Below are 16,828 nucleotides of genomic sequence, written 5' to 3'. Positions count from 1 at the left end.
ACCAAATAAAATTCCTGAAATATAAGTACATATTATATTCCTTCATATATTAAAAATTTATAATAAAATTCCGATATACATTAAGTGTGTTTTCATGTTTATGAAGACCTAATGTACTATAACAAAGCCCTAGGACTTTGCGATTTATTCATAAGCAAGGACCAAAGACTGATAAAAGATAGTACAGAAATGTTTCACCATCGTATTTAATTGATAAAAAGGACGGGAAATTCATGAATCGTTATGACGAAATCATCTGGAAAAGGAACAAGCTGATCTGTATCATCCTGTGGGTTATTGTTGCCATCGGTTTTGGTATGGCCTTTCTGGAACCCAAGCTGCTTGTTTCGAGTGGGGTAGCTATTTTATTCACCGGTTGGGTAACGTACGCCAATATCAAAAAGAAGTATATTCATGTGATCCCGTGGCTTTGTACACTCCTGATTACGGTTTGTGGAGTCTATGCAGGCTGGGGAAGTGTTAACATCACTTTAAGTCTGGTCATCACTTCAGTATTGTTGCTCTATCCCGACAAGAAACTGTTCACTACCGGATTTTTCGTGTTGTTTATCATCAGTATTATTCAGGTCGTTCTGGTGGAGACAAAGAGCTCCGAGGAATTTATTGGCCATATTGTTGATGTAGGATTGTTTGCGCTTACGGGAGCCATTCTGATGCTGGTTTCCCAGTTGAATCAAAGACTCTTTTGGGATAGCGAAGCGCGTTGGCAAGAAGTAGAGCATTCCAAAATGAGAGTGGAAACAATGCTTGTAAGGGTCAAAGAATCTGTAGAGGGCCTATCTCGTTATACGGATCAACTGAAGCAAAAAGTAACCGACACCGGCTCCATTACCCATGAAGTAACGCTTGGATTCAGCGAGGTGGCCAAAGGGGTTGAATTCCAGGCCACCAGTGTGGCTGAAATTTCAGAGTCCTTGTCCTTGTCGGATCAGCATATCCGCGATGTTGCTTCCTACTCACTTCAGATGAAAGAACTGTCAGCCAGCATGGCAACGAGCACGGAAACAGGCAGTGCGCAGATGGATCAACTGAATGTTCAGATGCAGGAGCTGTATGAAACGATTAATACCACAGCCGATGATATGAGTAAGTTTAACGAGGAAAGTGAGTCCATGTCGCTAATGCTGAACAGCATCTCGGATATTGCCAACCAGACGAATCTGCTTGCGCTCAATGCAGCGATTGAAGCAGCCCGTGCAGGTGAACATGGACGTGGGTTTGCAGTCGTTTCGGAGGAAGTTCGCAAGCTGGCAGAACACTCCGGCCATTCGGCCAGTGATATTGCTGCTATTTTGTCCCGTTTGAGAGGACAGACACAGGCGTTGACGGATCGGTTTGGGCGTATTCGACTCGCTTTGGAAGCAGGAAAAGACAGTGTGCAAACGGCAGAAGAAGTTTTCCGTACGATCAACAGCAATTCTCAGCAAGTATTGAATCAGGCCGCAGATATCGAGAGTAGTTCAGTCACCATGAGGGAATCCTCTACGAAAGTGGTTAATGAGGTTTCAGAAATTTCAAGTGTGACTCAGGAATCGAGTGCTGCTACGGAAGAAATTCTTGCCAGTATGGAGGAACAGCGCAACCTGACCGAGAAGATGGTGGACAGCTTCGGAGAACTGGAGCAACTGATTGTGGACCTGAACGAGTTGGTATCCGATAAGAACGAAGTAGGTTCTGCAACGGGTACGCTGTAAAATACTTAGGCTGAAGCTAGCCTACTGCATCGGAGTCACCTGATTACACCAATTTTATATTCGAAGTTCAGTTACTGAGCCTGTCTCCAACCATGATGTGGGGGCAGGCTTTTTTTGTTTTTAGATGGCTTATCTCTCCGCCCGTTTTTAACGAAACAATTGTGGATGCTCATCCAGGCCTACTATAATGGGAGGAATAGGAATTTGTAAAAAAACAATTGATGGCAGGAAGTTTGGGTAATTGGGGGAGCAGAACGTGAAGAATGCAGTAATGGAAAAAAAGACGGATAGCCGCGATCTTACAGATCCAGCGAAGAATGAAAGACGCGATAGTCGCGTTCGTTTCTATGATCGGAATTCGCTCGAAGATATGGGCTGGCCTAACACCGAGGATGGCAGATATGCAAGAGCATATTTGGAACCCATGATGTTGCAAGGGACACGGGACTTCATGATAAATGTAAACACAACCTTACTCATTGCTCGAATTGACGATCTAGTGCTTCCGTTGACGGTAAATGATGCAGAGTATGAAAATTCTTACGTTTGTTCGCCTTATACGCATTATGTGAGGTATGCCAAGCAGGAGTTGATGCTGCTTCGGAAACCGTTGCTGGAAAAAGGGCTATTCGCCCTACTCAGTGTGGTGGGGTGGGGAATGCGGCAATCACAAATAAACAAAGTTGTACATATCAACAACTGGCTGTTATCAACAAACCTGTATCCAGCCATGTCCGGAAAGCAGGCGGTTTGTCTGCTTGCAGCAGTAAAGGAACGTTATCCTGAGCATGCCGTCATATTTCGCTCCTTGTGCCCAGGGCTTCACTCCGATCTGACGGGAGAGCTGAAGCAAGCAGGCTGTCAACTAATTCCGAGCCGTCAAATCTATCTGTACCAGGCGAATGATCCGAATTTCGGCAATGCGAAGTCGCGCTGGCTGCTGAAGCGGGATTACGAATTGTTGACCAAGCACGGATATGAATTCGTTTCCGGATCGAATTTGACGGAGGAAGATATTCCGCGAATTGCGGAGCTGTATAGGCTGCTATACCTCGAAAAATACTCTTATGATAATCCGCAATTCAGTGAACAGTTCATTGCGACAGCAAAAGCTTCGGGAACACTGACCTTGTATGGTCTGCGAAAGGAAGGGCGTATAGATGCGATTATGGGATACTTCTGTCGGAATGGGGTGATGACAACGCCGTTATTCGGTTACGATACGGCGCTACCCCAGTCTATCGGACTGTACCGTATGCTATCAGCTTGCCTGATTGGACAGGCCCGTGAGAACGGTCATCTGTTGCATGAGAGTGCTGGTGCTGCGCAGTTCAAACGCAACCGTGGCGCTGTGTCGGATTTCGAGTATTCTGCCGTGTATGAGCGCCATTTGCCAATGAGCAGACGCTGGTGCTGGCTCCTGCTTGAACGGCTTTTGAATCGAGTAGGTGTGCCGCTGATGCGTCGGATGAAGCTGTAAACTTGCACAACAGCGCGCTGACGCCGTCCTATGTGGGGTGCGCGTGTAGGTTTGGCTCCACACACAACAGGTCAGTCATCGTGAAACGTACACTTATTTAGATTCGCCTCAAAAATAATTGCGCCTTAATCATACATGTTCGGCCAACTGCACTTCGAAGCCATCTGGGTCGGCAATGTAAATAAACCTCAGATGCGGATTGGGCTGGACGGGGCCTCGTACAATCGGGATGCCTAATGCTGCGAGCTGCTCCATGGCTTCGTCCAGTGAACTTACCTCATAACCGATCGAAACACCGGCCTCTGGCTTGAGTGTGGTTTCGCTGCCCTCAATCAGTTCCAACTTCGTTTCATCTTCCAGTCCCAGCATGGCGATCTGCCGTCCACGGCTTTCGAATCTGCGCTGAATCGGCAGCCCGAGCAAATCGTGGTAGAAGCGGAGCGATGCTTCCAGATCGTGTACCCGCAGTGTGATCCAATTTAGTCTAATCAACATCATGAGCTTCTCCTTTTTTTGCGCCATATTCATCAACGTTATGCTTATTATACGATAAGCTTGTGCGTGGGCCTACCATACCACGTTACCTTTGCCTATAGAAGTTGCACTTAAAAGTGAAATCGAAAAACTGCCCAAGAATATTCTTGGGCAGTTTGGCTAAGAGTGCCGTTCAATGAGCGGGCAACTTTTTTATTGAATCAGATCAATCGCATCCTGTGACACGAAGGGTCCCCATTATGGGCGTGAAGCATGTGTGTAGAAGTAACGCGAAACAGGATTAGCGACCCATAATATAGAATTCGTAGTGTAAAGGTGTATGTATGATGAAATAGAGAGCTTGATGAGAGAGGTGAGTGACCATGATTGATATTATTGCGCTTCGACGAGACCTTCACGAACATCCCGAGCTGGGATTCACCGAATTTCGTACGGCTACCAAAGTCGTGCAGATGTTAACGGAACTGGGTTACCATGTGGCCTATGGAAAAGATGCGATTGATGACACATCGCGGCGAGGTCTGCCAAACCCTGAAGTGTTGGAAGATGCATATCAGCGTGCCATCGATGAAGGGGCAGATTCAGCGATTGTGCAGCAGATGCGAGGGGGATTTACGGCGGTTGTCGCTGAGTTACAAGGAGAAATGGAAGGGCCAACAACGGCGTTCCGTTTCGATATGGATGCACTTCCGATCCGTGAGAGCAAGTCAGACAAACATATACCACAAGCGGGGAAATTTCGCTCCAGTCATGAAGGCATTATGCACGCTTGCGCGCACGATGGACATACAGCCATTGGGCTTGCACTTGCAGAACGTTTGAGTAACCGAAAGTTCGCCGGGAAGATCCGTCTGCTGTTCCAGCCTGCTGAAGAAGGTGTGCGTGGTGCGTATGCCATGGTCGAAAAAGGCATGCTGGAACAGGTGGACCGTCTGTTCTGCATACATCTGGGTACAGGTGTGCCATCCGGTCATGTCAGAGGGGCGTCTGCTGGATTCCTGGCAACGACCAAGCTGGAAGCCCATTTTACAGGTGTGTCTTCTCATGCCGGAGCTACACCGGAGGAAGGACGGAATGCTTTGCTGGGAGCCTCTACAGCACTCCTTAATATTCATGCGTTGCCTCGGTTTAGCACGGCAGATACACGCATTAATGTGGGTATTCTTGAAGGCGGAACAGGGGCCAATATTATTCCCGAGCACGCACGGATGGTGATTGAAACCCGTTCAACGACAGAAGAAACGAATCGTGAGCTGGAGCGACGGGTGCGTCAGATCATCGAGCACAGCGCGGCGATGCATGAGTTAAGCTCTACGGTTGAAGTCATTGGCGGTGCAGTCCCTATTCACTGTGATATGGAGCTTGCAGAGCTTGCTGTACAGCAAAGTGAAGGCATCGCAGGATTTACCCATGCGGAGGCTATTTCGGATGGTGCTTCACTCGGAAGTGAGGATGCCAGTTACATGATTAGGCGTGTACAGGAACAAGGTGGGAAAGCAACGTATATGATTATTGGCAGCGAGCTGCCTGCTCCGCATCACCATCCGGAATTCGATATTGATGAAGCAGTGCTAGCTCCTGCGGTGGAACTGCTGGAGAGATTGGCACGAACGCTCTAGAAAGATATAACTACAACCAAGGAGAGGCTTTCACTTACATATCGGTTAAGGAGGTGAACGCGCTTCAAGGCAGGAGCACGAGCGAACGTACCAATCGCCAGTTGGCTGAAACGACTGCATAAGCTTTGCAGGCACAGCTCAATGGCGGTGGAACCTTGGAGCAGAGTTGGATGAAACATAAACAAGATCAGGGGTTCAAACCTCAAACATTGCAGCAGACGAAATATGGAGCCATTGATGGAAAAACCTATGAACAATACGGTACGCTCGGCTGGTTAGGTGTTCCTTATGCAGCACCTCCGGTAGGTGAATTACGCTGGAAAGCACCGCGTGAACCGGATGCATGGACAGGGACTCGAACCGCCAAGGAATTTGCTGCGTGCAGCTTACAGTTATCCGGTGAAACGATAGCCGGAAGTGAAGACTCACTGTATCTCAATATTTGGCGTCCAAATACAACCAGTTCGAAGCTTCCGGTTATGGTGTTTCTGCACGGCGGCGGGAATATGACCGGATCAGGCAAGGATTTTCAAGGTGAACAACTTGCGCGTAACACGAACAGCATTATCATATCGGTGAACTATCGTTTGGGAGCTCTTGGATTCTTTCAAAATGCTGCATTGAAAACCGGAAATCCCCTTGATGATTCGGGCAACTATGGCTTACTTGATGCATTCCGTGCACTGCAGTGGGTACAGGATAATATCGAGGGCTTTGGCGGAGATACAGGCAATGTTACGTTGGCCGGGCAGTCGGCAGGAGCACGTAATGTTCTGGCAGCGTTAATCTCACCGCTAAGCAAAGGGCTATTTCAGAAATTAGCTGCTTTCAGTGGTGGTCTGACCACGGCTGCACCGGAGGAAGGCGAACAAAAATCCGAGGATGCATTTGTGAAATTGCTCGTGCAAGAGGGTAAAGTGACCTCTATTGAACATGCGGGAACATGGATCGGCAAGCAGTCTCAGGCACAGCTGGCCAGCTATTTGCGTGAGTTGCCTGCTGACAAGCTGGTCACTGTATATGGTTCAACGGCGATTCGTATGCATCCATTCCCACATTTGTTCCGTGACGGTACAGTCATTCCGAAAGAGGGATTCGATGCCATCAACAGCGGTAATTATGCACAAGTTCCTGTTCTGCTGGGCAGTTTGGAAACTGAGTTTTCCAGCTTTGCTTTCGGTGATCCATACTTTGTACCCTCATTTCATGATGAAACTCTGTTTACAGATGAAACCAAGGCCGAACAGTATGCCGCAGCTCTGAAATATGGCAGTGAGGCTTATGCAGGCTTCAATGCGGAGCGGGTAGCCGAGCGCCTGACAAGTGAAGCGGGACAGCCACCTGTATACGCCTATCGTTTTGCATGGGGCACAAAGCCTGGGGTCATTTCCGAAAGGCTGCAAACATTGCTGGGCGCACCGCATGGCGCGGATATGGACTTTTACACAGGACACGCAGACGGCGTTGCCGCTCTTTTCCCTGAAGGTTATTTTAGTGAACAGAACAGACCAGGCCGTGAGGCATTGTCTGCCGCGATGGCAGCTTATCTGAAGCAGTTCCTCTACACAGGCAGCCCGGGTCGTGGTGGATCATTGGAATTGGCCGAATGGACATATTGGACCAAAGATGCCAATGCACCAATCATGCGCCTCGACGCAACCGATACCACAGCCGAGATCGGCATGTCTAAGCAATATAATGAAGGCAAGGATGCCGTGATGGCGAAGATGAAAAAAGAATTGCCAGAGGAGACATACAAGTTGCTGACGGAGAAGGTATTTGCCGGACGTTTTTTCTGGGAATAGATTGGACAGAACAGATTAGAATGGAAGTACAACAAAGCGGACAGGAGAATCATTCTCCTGTCCGCCTAAGTTATAAATTTAAAAGCTTTTACATTAATAAGTTGGCTTTAAATACCTCTGTAGATATAGCCGTTTCCAGAAACGCTATAGCCACTATGATTGTATACAAGTATTCTATATGTACCTTTAGGTACAGAAACCTTAGTTTTAGTATTGGTATCAGTGTAATTTCCGAAAACATAACCTTCTTTAATTATTTTACCATTATTCGGATCGGCAAAAATGTAAGATACTGTTGGGCTACGAACAAGTTGTAAACTATCTGCCCACTGAACTACTGTGATGTCGTAATTCCCATCTTCAGAAACTGTAATATTTTGACCAGTATTATAAAGCCCGTTCTTGTCTAAAGATTCAAATTGCCATACTGCAAGTGGTCCAGCTAATGCCGAAATTCCATCAGAAGAATGATTTGAATTAGTAGTTTGGTTGCTTTCAAGCACAACTAAGTTACTAAATAGCTCATCAGCTTCTTTATCCGTAAGGATAACTTTGTAAGGCTCTTCAGAATCAGTTACAGTAGATTCCAAAGCGAATACATTTGTACTAAAACAGAAAACTAAAACGGCAATAAGTGCAAATTTAAATGTGAATCTTGTCTTTTTCAAAAAATTCCCTCCTAAAATATATTATTGTAAAACTATTGTTCTAATATATATAAATTGGTTTAATAAGTCAAATGAGTAATATAAATAGATATTATGGTAGATTAATCAATGATGACTGATTTAAGTAATATTAAAATGAAGTGTAATAGTAAGTGCCCCTCAGATCTTAAAAAGTAGAGAGGCATTTACATATTTATTTTAGCTAAAAAACAATGACCCCTTCACTCTTCCGCGATTAGGGATTAAAAAAGGTTGAAAATTAAGTGGGGATTAGTGGGTCAGAACCAGCCCATGCACCGTCAACAATGAAGTCCGAACCAATTACAGCCTGCATTCTCACTTGAGAGGAAGGAAGCAGTTCCGCAGTTAACGGATATCAATCAGGACGGGAATGGGATTCACAGGAATACCGATATGAACCATTTCAAGTGCTCCGTTTATGGTGATTAATTCGGCACGGATTTTGGCAGAGATATACATAGACACATGAAAGTTGGGGGGTGTCCAGAAGGGAGATTTAAGGTGTGCAGAGTGTCATTTCGATTGTTTGGGTGATTCGGAATAGAAAGGCATCAGATCTCAAGACTAAGCGTTTTCTGGATTTTTTTCGTATGAAGTGTAGTGATCTCGTCATGGGGCTGGTCTAAAATAAAAAATTGAGGTAGAATTATTGAGAATTATTCTCAATAAACAAATCTCTTTCTGGAGTTAAGATCAAGTTATAGACGAGGTGAGAACACATGGGTTTCGATTCGTTAGCCGTTGTATACCAACATTATTTAACGCAGGAACCATTCACTCAGCAAGATGAAAACACGTACCTGCTCTCTGCTAAAGCGGGCAGTGGCAATATAAAAAGAGTAACCACGTATAGTGGTATCGAAATTGTGTATTCTCAGATTAATTATAGTGAACCATGCTCTACGTTCTTTGCATCGAATATTCCCATCATTGAGCTGCAATTCGCCTTGTCAGGTGCGCGCTTTGTAGACATATCCGGTCAGCAATATACGCTGCCCACTGGACAGGGAGCACTCATTATGATGCGTGATTTTGAAGCCTGGTTCCATCCGCCTGCGCAGGAGAACTATACTTCTTTTGCCATCGGAATTCCGATCTCGTTGTTCAATTATGCTGGCGCACAATTGGCAACGAGCCAGTCCATTCGTTTTCAGGACATTTTGGGACATTGTGTGTTCAAACCCATCATATTTCAGCTGGATCACAGAATTCGAACGATGATTGAAAGTCTGATTGGGGAATTGAACAACCCCTATAGATCTTCCTTAATGATGGAAGCGACCGCATTGGAGATATTGAATCGGTTTATGATTCAGCTGTTTGATCTGGCGCCTATTCCTTCGGGATTTTCCAGAGAGGATATACGGAAGCTGCATACCGCCCGGGAGATTATGGAGGCAAGTATGGTGGACCCTCCATCCCTGCTGGCGTTGTCCAAACAGGTGGGTCTGAATGATTTTAAATTGAAAAAAGGCTTTAAGGCGCTGTTCGGTACTACCGTATTTGAATATTTGCGCCAGATTCGTCTCGACAACGCCATGAAATTGCTGCGCAGTCAAGAGAACAACGTTACTGAGGCAGCGATAGCGGTTGGTTACAGTAACATCAGTGCATTTTCCCAGCAATTCTATCGCAAATTCGGCGTGAAGCCATCGGAAATGAAAAAAATATATTAATAATCCGTCTAACCGTTAATTGTTCCGTATGGAGGCAGTCGAGATTCTCTCAGCCTTGTATACTCCAGGTACAGTGGATACTGTACTGAAAAATAAAGGAGTGTATGAGCGTGAACAGAATCAGAGGAAGTATCTTTTTTAGCGTATTTGCAGCCATGTTGGGTCTTATGCTTATTGCTCCCATTATGCCGCCACTTATTCGTGAGCTGGGGATGAAAGAAAGTCATTCCGGGCTAATTATTTCACTCGGGTCCATCGCCATGGCTGTGATGGGTCCGGTATGGGGCAGATTCAGTGATCTGAAAGGCAGAAAACCAATCATATTGATTGGATTCATAGGCATGTCCATAAGCTGTGCGTTGTTTGCATTGGCGATGTATAGTGGATTAAATGCGTGGATCGGAGGGGGACTTTTGTTAACCCTTCTGATTGTAACGCGGAGCTTGATTGGTATGTTCATTCCGGCAGTGCTATCCTCTTCACAGGCATATATGGGAGATGTGACGGAAGGAGAAGAGCGGGGAAGCGGGATGGCGATTATTAGTGCCGCCAATGGGCTGGGACTTGTATTTGGCCCTGCGATTGCAGGCGCTTTTACCATTATCGGTCTCCTGTGGCCGCTTTACTTTGGTATTTTTATTGCGATAGCGGCTTTTATCATTGCTTTGTTGCTCATTCCTGCTGCCAAGCCGGTCATTCAGGAGAAAGCGCCCAAGGTCAACCCGCTCCAACGCGGTTTGCGTATGTATCTTGCTGCCGGATTGGTTACGATGATTGGCATTATGACGGTACAGGTTATCGGTGGATTTTATTTCCAGGACCAACTCGCATTATCTCCAGGGGCTACAGCCCGAATGGTCTCGTTTGGACTGATGTTCTCCGGGGCTGCGATGCTGATCATGCAGGTGATCCAGATGAAGTGGTTGAAATGGCAGCCACGGCCGATGATTTTGCTCGGGTCCCTTTTTCTGCTCGCAAGCATGGTATTGTTTCTGATCTCTAGTCAATTGGTTGTCTATTATCTCTCATTCTTCCTGTTCGGCATGGGCTCGGGTCTGATGATGCCTGGTTTTATGGCCGGGGCTTCTCTTTCGGTCAGCAAAGAACAACAGGGCGGCGCAGCCGGATTGGTTGCAGCGATTCAAGGCATATCTGCCGTGATCACCCCTTTACTGACAACAACGTTGTATCAGGTGGATAAACATATTCCGTTCATGCTGGTAGCCCTATTGGTTCTCGTCATGGGTGCAGTCATGCTGGGAGTGAGGAAAAATCAAACCCATTCCGTAGCCGGGTAAGGTTAAAGACCTAACTGAACCACAACTTTGCGGCATAGAAATGTCGCTGCGAATCCGGCTATCGCGTCCAGTTGCACGCCAATCTGTTCACCCTCGTAAGCGAAGCTGAGCTGCAAGCAGACATTGCTTTCCTCGGCGGGAGAGATGTTCTTAAACTGGACGTCTTCAAAATTAAAGTCGAGGGGCTGTTCCAACCCGTCTGTGGAAGTATGCGTAATCGTCAGGGACAGATTTTCAAACTTATCGCCTTGATCCGCGTTTTGCAGCTTCACATTGGTTAGTTCATCGTAGTGAAAAGGTGGGAAGAACCCCAACGTATCGATCACGTTCTGGGCACCTTCTATGGAATTGAGTGGTGAGAAGATCATTTCAAACTGCCAGGCTTCCATCAATCGTGTATCATACTGGGGGCTTGTGTACAGCAGGATCGAATCAGGTCCGCATTTGATTGCCGTTCCAATAAATGCGGCCCAGCCTGCTGTTCCAACCTCACCAACCTTTATCAAAATCTGATCTTGAGCATGCAGCCTTAATTCGCAATCTGAATTGAAGTGTACTCGGTAAGCTGGTACCTTCACCTGCCAAGCCGTATTCGGGGCAAAATAAAATTCCTCCCGCTTCACAGATTTTATACTAACGTTCCATGTCCGCTCCTGATTCATGCAATCCCCTCCGATATGCATAAGCTTTGAAAACTGGCAAGACACTTCACTTGGCCTTGATCATCTCTCAGCCGCAGCCTGCATCAGCTTGTAAATCTGGCGGGTCGTGTTCACGTTCCGGACCGTCATATATTTGTAGATCTTGGAGCCTATGAGCTTGTTCATACCACTTTTGGTGACAAGTTCTTTATTGACGGAATATAAAATGGCTCCGGGAACATATAGCAATGTGCCGATTTCCGGTTTGATGGGCAGTTTGTCCAAAACTGAAACATCATTCACTTCATCCCAGAGGAACATGACATCACTTTTGGCCGTGGCATCATTCGTCCAGTCCTCCGGTAGTCCCTGAATAACAGTTCGAACTTCATCCAAATTACGTACCATCACCTTGATCTGTAAGCCAAAATCGACAGCTATGGATTGTTCAAGAATCTGGGATAATTCCGTATTCGCATCCACGCGTTCCTGATGATCGGCAAAGATAATATTGCCTGAGTTGATATACGTCACCACGTCCAGCAAGCCCGCTTGTTCAAACGTTTCTTTTAACTGCTTCATATTGATTTTATTATTCCCGCCCACATTAATGCCCCGAAGCAAAGCAACATAAATCATGATTCAACCCTCCGTATCTTGTGATCCTTTAATTTCAACAAAATGACAAATACTCGAATAAATGTGCAGTATGCTCTTCTCCCAGTAAATCATTCAATATAGGTTCGACATGCTCCAGATATTCGGGTTTGGTTTCATAAGTTTCTTCGTCCTTCAATTCTCCAGCATAGGCCCGTGCAGCTTCAATCAGGATGGCCAGTGCATTGAAAAAGTCTGTTAATGAATTGGCAATAAGCTGAGGTTCTTCTCCTGCAAAGGCCGCATATACAGGAGAGTTCGGTGCTGCTGTATCTACAATTATCGGATCATCGTTAAAATTCGCAATGACGACATGATTTTTTTGCCAAGAGGCTGACTCCTCATAAGGTTCGTTCATTCCGATCCAGCGGTGACCGAGTTGCTGACGATGGAGATGTTCAGGTGCAACAAAGGAGATTAGAGCTGCATCACCAATCTCGACGGCTGCATTTTTCATTTTGAGTGTGCCCTTGGCCTGTTCATCCATCATCTCGTAGTGGCTGTACAGATATTGGAGCTCTGGAGAGAGCGGGATTCGTTCGTCCACTTGCAGCTGGTGTTGTTGTTCACGAGGACGCAGATCATGATTTTTGAAAAGTCCATAAGCTTTATTATATAAATCTTGCTGCTCCACAAAACGGATTAGGGCAGCATTCAGCTGTTCCAAGGTGTCTGAACCCTCCTGGTGTTAGAATTATTTTCAAACAGTTACATTCATTCATAGTCATAAGCATAAGCATATATCAAAATGGAAAAAGCTTACACCCTCTGGTTATATAAATATTCTTTAGTTCAATTTATATAGTTAATATTGAATACGTTTACATTAAACTGCGAACATGTTATACTTTTTCTCAAATGAGGATTGTTACTGCTTTGGCAGGCAAAACCTGAATGTCGATATGCGTGGACTCTGTCCAGCTCATATTGATGTTTGGGTTTTTTTGCATTTTACGGACCATATTAAGTAGTAGACCAACATCGCAGACATTCCCAAAAACACATCGCGTGGAACACAAGAAAGGGGAGCATCACGAATATGAATACAAGAAAATGGTTAAACGTTTTGGTGGCTGGTTGCCTCAGTATGATTCTGATTGTCAGTGGGTGCGCATCCAAAACACCGCAAACGGTTACTGAAACGCCGAATAAGACGGCAGAACAGGAACAAAATGAATCTACAGAAACGGCAGATCATTCAGCAACCAAAGCTAGAACGGTCATTACAACCGATGGTGAAGTGGATGATATGAATTCGGTGATTCGTTTTCTGTTATATTCCAATGAAATGGATCTGGCAGGCATTGTGCTGACCAGTTCAGTCTATCATTATGCGGGCGACGAGGAAGCAGGAATCAAACCTTTCCGCTGGACAGGTACACAGTGGGTTTACGATATGATTGATGCCTATGGCGAAATTTATCCCAACTTGTCCAAACATGCAGAGGGATATCCGGAGCCGGAACAGCTTCGCAAGATGACCAAAATCGGTAATATCTCCGACAAAGGGGAGATGGAGAAAGAAACGGAAGGTTCCCAATTTCTCCAAACGCTTTTCCTCGACGATGATTCCAGAGATCTGATTGTGCAGACCTGGGGCGGTACGAATACAACAGCCAGAGCACTGAAATCGATTGAAGAACAGTACAAGGACACAGCTGAGTGGGAGACGATTCGCAAAAAAGTCAGTGATAAACTGGTGCTATACATCATCCTCGATCAGGATGACAGCTATAACGACTATATTGCAAAAAAATTGGCCTGACATTCGTATTCTGAACGACCAATCGAACTTCTGGCATTTTGCCTATGCGTGGAAATTCCATACAGAGGAAGTCAACAGCAAGCTGCATGGGGATTGGATGGTCAAAAACATTCTGGATGGTCATGGCAAGTTGTTGGATATGTATGCATCTATGGGTGACGGCAAAATGATTGAAGGCGAGCTGGAAGAAGAACAGCGCGGTAGTGCTGAATATCTGAAGAAGAATCCGCAATATGACAAATACGATTTTATATCCGAGGGTGATTCTCCATCCTTCTTCTATCTAATTGACAATGGGCTGCGCAGTATGGAAGACCCTTCCTACGGTGGTTGGGGCGGACGCTTCGGTGTGGTAAATGACAAGCTGTTCAGGAATAACGTTCTTGATTACGATCCGTATACCAAACGATATGAGGCTGAATACTCTTTGATGAGATGGTTTGACGATATTCAGAATGATTTTGCGGCTCGTGCCGATTGGGCCGTAGCAGATACCTTTGAAGCAGCCAACCATAATCCGTCATTAACGATTAAGGAAGGACTGGATCTGTCCGTCAGTCCGGGTGAGAAAGTAACCCTTCATGCCGAAGGACAAGACCTGGATGGGGATGAATTAACCTACAAATGGTGGAGATATTTTGAAGCAGATACGTACAAAGATTCCAACGTCCAGGAGGAGAAAGTTCAGCCTGAGATGGCGGGTGATCTGCAACTTGGATTACATCGTGAACTGGCGAAGGGCGAGAAGTTGGATACGATTCAATTGGAGGGCAGTGACACCGATGCTGTATCGTTCAACGTACCTGACGATGCCAAATCGGGCGATACCATTCATATCGTAGCCGAAGTACAGGATGATGGGGAGCATCAGTTGAAGCATTATCAACGTGTGATTCTCACTGTAAAATAGCCAAAAATAAAAAATGAGTACAAAGAGCCCTTTCGTGATGAGAGGGCCTTTTGGCATACAAAGTGGATTGTTCTTTATGTATCCAAAGTAATGAAAATTAATATTTCTTATCCATAACCCAACAATTTCCGATATAATAACCAGATAGGTCAAAGCAAAAGGATACTACCTCAGAGAGGTGATTTGGATGACGATTGACGTCCTCGTGCGTAACAATGTGAAAGTGTTGGGAAAAGGCAGCCAAACGATTATTTTTGCACATGGATTTGGGTGCGATCAGGATATGTGGCGCTATATTGTTCCGAGTTTTACGGAGCACTACCGAGTTGTTTTATTCGATTATGTAGGCTCAGGTGAATCTCAAATTAACTATTATGATTCAAACAAATACAGTGATCTTCAAGGATATGCCCAGGATGTGTTGGAGATTATGGAAGCGCTCGACTTGAGAGATGTCATATTTGTTGGACACTCGGTCAGCAGTATGATTGGCATGCTTGCTTCCATTCATGAACCTAAATATTTCAAGCAAATCGTCATGCTGGGGCCTTCCCCGCGTTATGTAAACGATCTTCCGGGTTACTATGGCGGATTTGATCGGCGTGACATTGATGAGCTGCTGGAAATGATGCAGATGAACTTTATTGGTTGGGCCAGCTATCTCGCTCCGATTGTTATGCAGAATCCGGAACGGAAAGAGCTGACGGAAGAGTTGGAAAAAAGCTTCTGTTCGAGAGATCCGCATATTGCCAGACAATTTGCGGAGGTGACGTTTTTCTCGGATTGTCGGAATGAATTGGAGCGTGCCTCGGTACCTACGCTCATTCTTCAATGCTCGGATGACAGCATCGCTCCCGTTGAAGTGGGGGATTACTTGCATGCGCATCTGAAGAACAGTAGACTTCAACAGATGACGGCGAAGGGGCATTATCCACATTTAAGTCAGCCTGAAGAGACAAGCCGCTTCATTAAAGAGTATTTGCAGAGCGTGTAAAGTAAAATGAGAGGAAAGGCAGTTAATCCATGGATATACAATTAGATATGGCACCCTGTGGATACTTCTCCATTTCTGACTCGGGCATCATAAAAACGATTAATCAAACCCTGCTGACCATGCTGGGGTATGAACGCAATGAGCTATTGGGACGGCATATTGAGTCCACTATGTCGGTGACCAACAAGCTGTTTTTTCATACGTATTTCTATCCCTACATCCAGTTATATGGACATGTGGACGAGATGTACTTTACGTTTCGCACCAGTGATCAGCAGGATGTCCCAGTTTTGCTTAACGGGATTCGCCAAACTCGCGATGGGGAAAGCGTAGTAGATTGTGTGGTTGTGGTGATGCGTAAGCGAATTGAACATGAGAAGGATATAATGAACACCAAGACGAAACTTCAGGAACTGTATCAAGCCACAAATGATGCGAACAAGGAACTTGAACGACTGCACGAAGAATATAAGGTGAAGCAGCAGGCGTTAATCAAAGTGAATGATCAGTTGGAGACGATGGCTTCGACGGATCTGCTCACCGGACTCAAGAACCGCAGGTTTTTTCAGGATAAAATGGTGGAAAGCCTGGCACTCTTCCGGGAAACTCAGTGTGTTTTCTCCCTTCTGGTCGTTGATATTGATCATTTCAAGAACATCAACGATACGTATGGACATCCGATTGGAGATCTGGTGCTGGGCAATCTGGCAGGCCTGCTGCAATCGGTGTCACGGAGCACGGATGTGGTGGCGCGTTATGGCGGAGAGGAATTTGTCATTATTCTTGCGAATTGTGATCGAGAGCAAGCTGTGGCTACAGCGGAGAGATATCGTTCACAGGTAGATTCCGCCGATTGGGGCGAGTATAACATTACAGTGAGTATTGGCGCAGCTACGGTTTCGCAGGAAGATACAGATCAGTCTTTGTTTCAAAAAGCGGACAAAGCGCTCTATGCCTCCAAAACGGGTGGGCGAAATCGGGTGACCCATGCAGCCGAGCTTGTAAGAAATTAAGGGCTGGGTTAAACAGGAAAACATTAAGGAGCCTGCATCATAAGGGAAGTGCCCCTATGCGCAAGCTCTTT

At 45.8% G+C, this 16,828-nt stretch carries 13 protein-coding genes and 1 pseudogene; 9 read left to right on the top strand and 5 right to left on the bottom strand.

Annotated features, from left to right (window positions below; genetic code table 11):
- The first annotated feature begins 233 nt into the window (after positions 1 to 233).
- On the top strand, positions 234 to 1,715 hold the full coding sequence (locus PTQ21_RS28650) for a methyl-accepting chemotaxis protein (RefSeq protein ID WP_090809744.1): 1,482 nt from the start codon (positions 234 to 236) through the stop codon (positions 1,713 to 1,715).
- Between the two features lie 256 nt (positions 1,716 to 1,971).
- Positions 1,972 to 3,195: a GNAT family N-acetyltransferase gene (locus PTQ21_RS28645; protein ID WP_274568014.1), complete on the top strand. Its 1,224-nt coding sequence runs from the start codon at positions 1,972 to 1,974 to the stop codon at positions 3,193 to 3,195.
- 129 nt (positions 3,196 to 3,324) lie between these two features.
- Here the strand turns inward: PTQ21_RS28645 and PTQ21_RS28640 are convergent, their stop codons facing one another.
- Positions 3,325 to 3,693 (bottom strand): VOC family protein, encoded by a 369-nt coding sequence (locus tag PTQ21_RS28640; protein ID WP_274568013.1) that lies wholly within the window; start codon positions 3,691 to 3,693, stop codon positions 3,325 to 3,327.
- A gap of 359 nt (positions 3,694 to 4,052) precedes the next feature.
- Here PTQ21_RS28640 and PTQ21_RS28635 point away from each other — a divergent pair, with 359 nt between their 5' ends.
- Positions 4,053 to 5,309, top strand: coding sequence for an amidohydrolase (locus PTQ21_RS28635; RefSeq protein ID WP_063565396.1), 1,257 nt, complete (start codon positions 4,053 to 4,055; stop codon positions 5,307 to 5,309).
- Between the two features lie 170 nt (positions 5,310 to 5,479).
- Complete coding sequence (locus PTQ21_RS28630; protein ID WP_274568011.1) at positions 5,480 to 7,114, top strand: carboxylesterase/lipase family protein; 1,635 nt, start codon at positions 5,480 to 5,482, stop codon at positions 7,112 to 7,114.
- A gap of 107 nt (positions 7,115 to 7,221) precedes the next feature.
- On the opposite strand, the gene PTQ21_RS28625 is transcribed toward PTQ21_RS28630, so the two are convergent.
- Positions 7,222 to 7,782, bottom strand: a complete 561-nt coding sequence (locus tag PTQ21_RS28625; RefSeq protein WP_274568009.1) for a hypothetical protein — start codon at positions 7,780 to 7,782, stop codon at positions 7,222 to 7,224.
- Between the two features lie 740 nt (positions 7,783 to 8,522).
- On the opposite strand from PTQ21_RS28625, the gene PTQ21_RS28620 reads away from it, so the two are divergent.
- Positions 8,523 to 9,479, top strand: a complete 957-nt coding sequence (locus PTQ21_RS28620) for a helix-turn-helix transcriptional regulator (protein WP_274568007.1) — start codon at positions 8,523 to 8,525, stop codon at positions 9,477 to 9,479.
- Between the two features lie 110 nt (positions 9,480 to 9,589).
- Positions 9,590 to 10,777, top strand: a complete 1,188-nt coding sequence (locus tag PTQ21_RS28615; protein WP_274568006.1) for an MFS transporter — start codon at positions 9,590 to 9,592, stop codon at positions 10,775 to 10,777.
- A 2-nt stretch (positions 10,778 to 10,779) separates the two neighbouring features.
- Here the strand turns inward: PTQ21_RS28615 and PTQ21_RS28610 are convergent, their stop codons facing one another.
- From PTQ21_RS28610 to PTQ21_RS28600, 3 genes are read right to left on the bottom strand one after another with little or no spacing between them, the layout of a single operon-like run.
- The gene (locus PTQ21_RS28610; protein WP_274568005.1) at positions 10,780 to 11,439 is read right to left on the bottom strand and encodes an Imm50 family immunity protein; all 660 of its coding nucleotides are present in this window, start codon (positions 11,437 to 11,439) and stop codon (positions 10,780 to 10,782) included.
- A 60-nt stretch (positions 11,440 to 11,499) separates the two neighbouring features.
- A complete protein-coding gene (locus PTQ21_RS28605; RefSeq protein ID WP_274568003.1) occupies positions 11,500 to 12,057 on the bottom strand; it encodes a DUF1697 domain-containing protein in 558 nt (185 codons plus the stop codon).
- Between the two features lie 34 nt (positions 12,058 to 12,091).
- Positions 12,092 to 12,742, bottom strand: coding sequence for a hypothetical protein (locus tag PTQ21_RS28600; protein WP_274568002.1), 651 nt, complete (start codon positions 12,740 to 12,742; stop codon positions 12,092 to 12,094).
- 534 nt (positions 12,743 to 13,276) lie between these two features.
- On the opposite strand from PTQ21_RS28600, the pseudogene PTQ21_RS31540 reads away from it, so the two are divergent.
- The 3 genes and pseudogenes from PTQ21_RS31540 to PTQ21_RS28580 form a co-directional block, all read left to right on the top strand.
- A pseudogene (locus tag PTQ21_RS31540) lies at positions 13,277 to 14,750 on the top strand (DUF1593 domain-containing protein); the annotation flags it as partial.
- A 187-nt stretch (positions 14,751 to 14,937) separates the two neighbouring features.
- Positions 14,938 to 15,744, top strand: a complete 807-nt coding sequence (locus tag PTQ21_RS28585; protein ID WP_072734598.1) for an alpha/beta fold hydrolase — start codon at positions 14,938 to 14,940, stop codon at positions 15,742 to 15,744.
- 29 nt (positions 15,745 to 15,773) lie between these two features.
- Positions 15,774 to 16,757 carry a sensor domain-containing diguanylate cyclase gene (locus tag PTQ21_RS28580; protein ID WP_274567997.1) on the top strand — a complete coding sequence of 328 codons (984 nt, stop codon included), beginning with the start codon at positions 15,774 to 15,776 and terminating at the stop codon, positions 16,755 to 16,757.
- Positions 16,758 to 16,828: the final 71 nt, after the last annotated feature.

It is taken from the genome of Paenibacillus marchantiae, assembly GCF_028771845.1.
GTDB classification, from domain to species: Bacteria; Bacillota; Bacilli; order Paenibacillales; family Paenibacillaceae; genus Paenibacillus; species Paenibacillus marchantiae.
Note: the sequence above shows the minus strand (reverse complement) of the source record. Positions and strands in the feature narration are given on the sequence as shown.

Bases quoted from the DNA above. Each gene is read 5' to 3' on its own strand.
- PTQ21_RS28620 (WP_274568007.1), top strand. From the start codon at position 8,523: ATGGGTTTCGATTCGTTAGCCGTTGTATACCAACATTATTTAACGCAG.
- PTQ21_RS28580 (WP_274567997.1), top strand. From the start codon at position 15,774: ATGGATATACAATTAGATATGGCACCCTGTGGATACTTCTCCATTTCT.
- PTQ21_RS28635 (WP_063565396.1), top strand. From the start codon at position 4,053: ATGATTGATATTATTGCGCTTCGACGAGACCTTCACGAACATCCCGAG.
- PTQ21_RS28610 (WP_274568005.1), bottom strand. From the start codon at position 11,439: ATGAATCAGGAGCGGACATGGAACGTTAGTATAAAATCTGTGAAGCGG.
- PTQ21_RS28605 (WP_274568003.1), bottom strand. From the start codon at position 12,057: ATGATTTATGTTGCTTTGCTTCGGGGCATTAATGTGGGCGGGAATAAT.
- PTQ21_RS28640 (WP_274568013.1), bottom strand. From the start codon at position 3,693: ATGATGTTGATTAGACTAAATTGGATCACACTGCGGGTACACGATCTG.
- PTQ21_RS28650 (WP_090809744.1), top strand. From the start codon at position 234: ATGAATCGTTATGACGAAATCATCTGGAAAAGGAACAAGCTGATCTGT.
- PTQ21_RS28630 (WP_274568011.1), top strand. From the start codon at position 5,480: ATGAAACATAAACAAGATCAGGGGTTCAAACCTCAAACATTGCAGCAG.
- PTQ21_RS28585 (WP_072734598.1), top strand. From the start codon at position 14,938: ATGACGATTGACGTCCTCGTGCGTAACAATGTGAAAGTGTTGGGAAAA.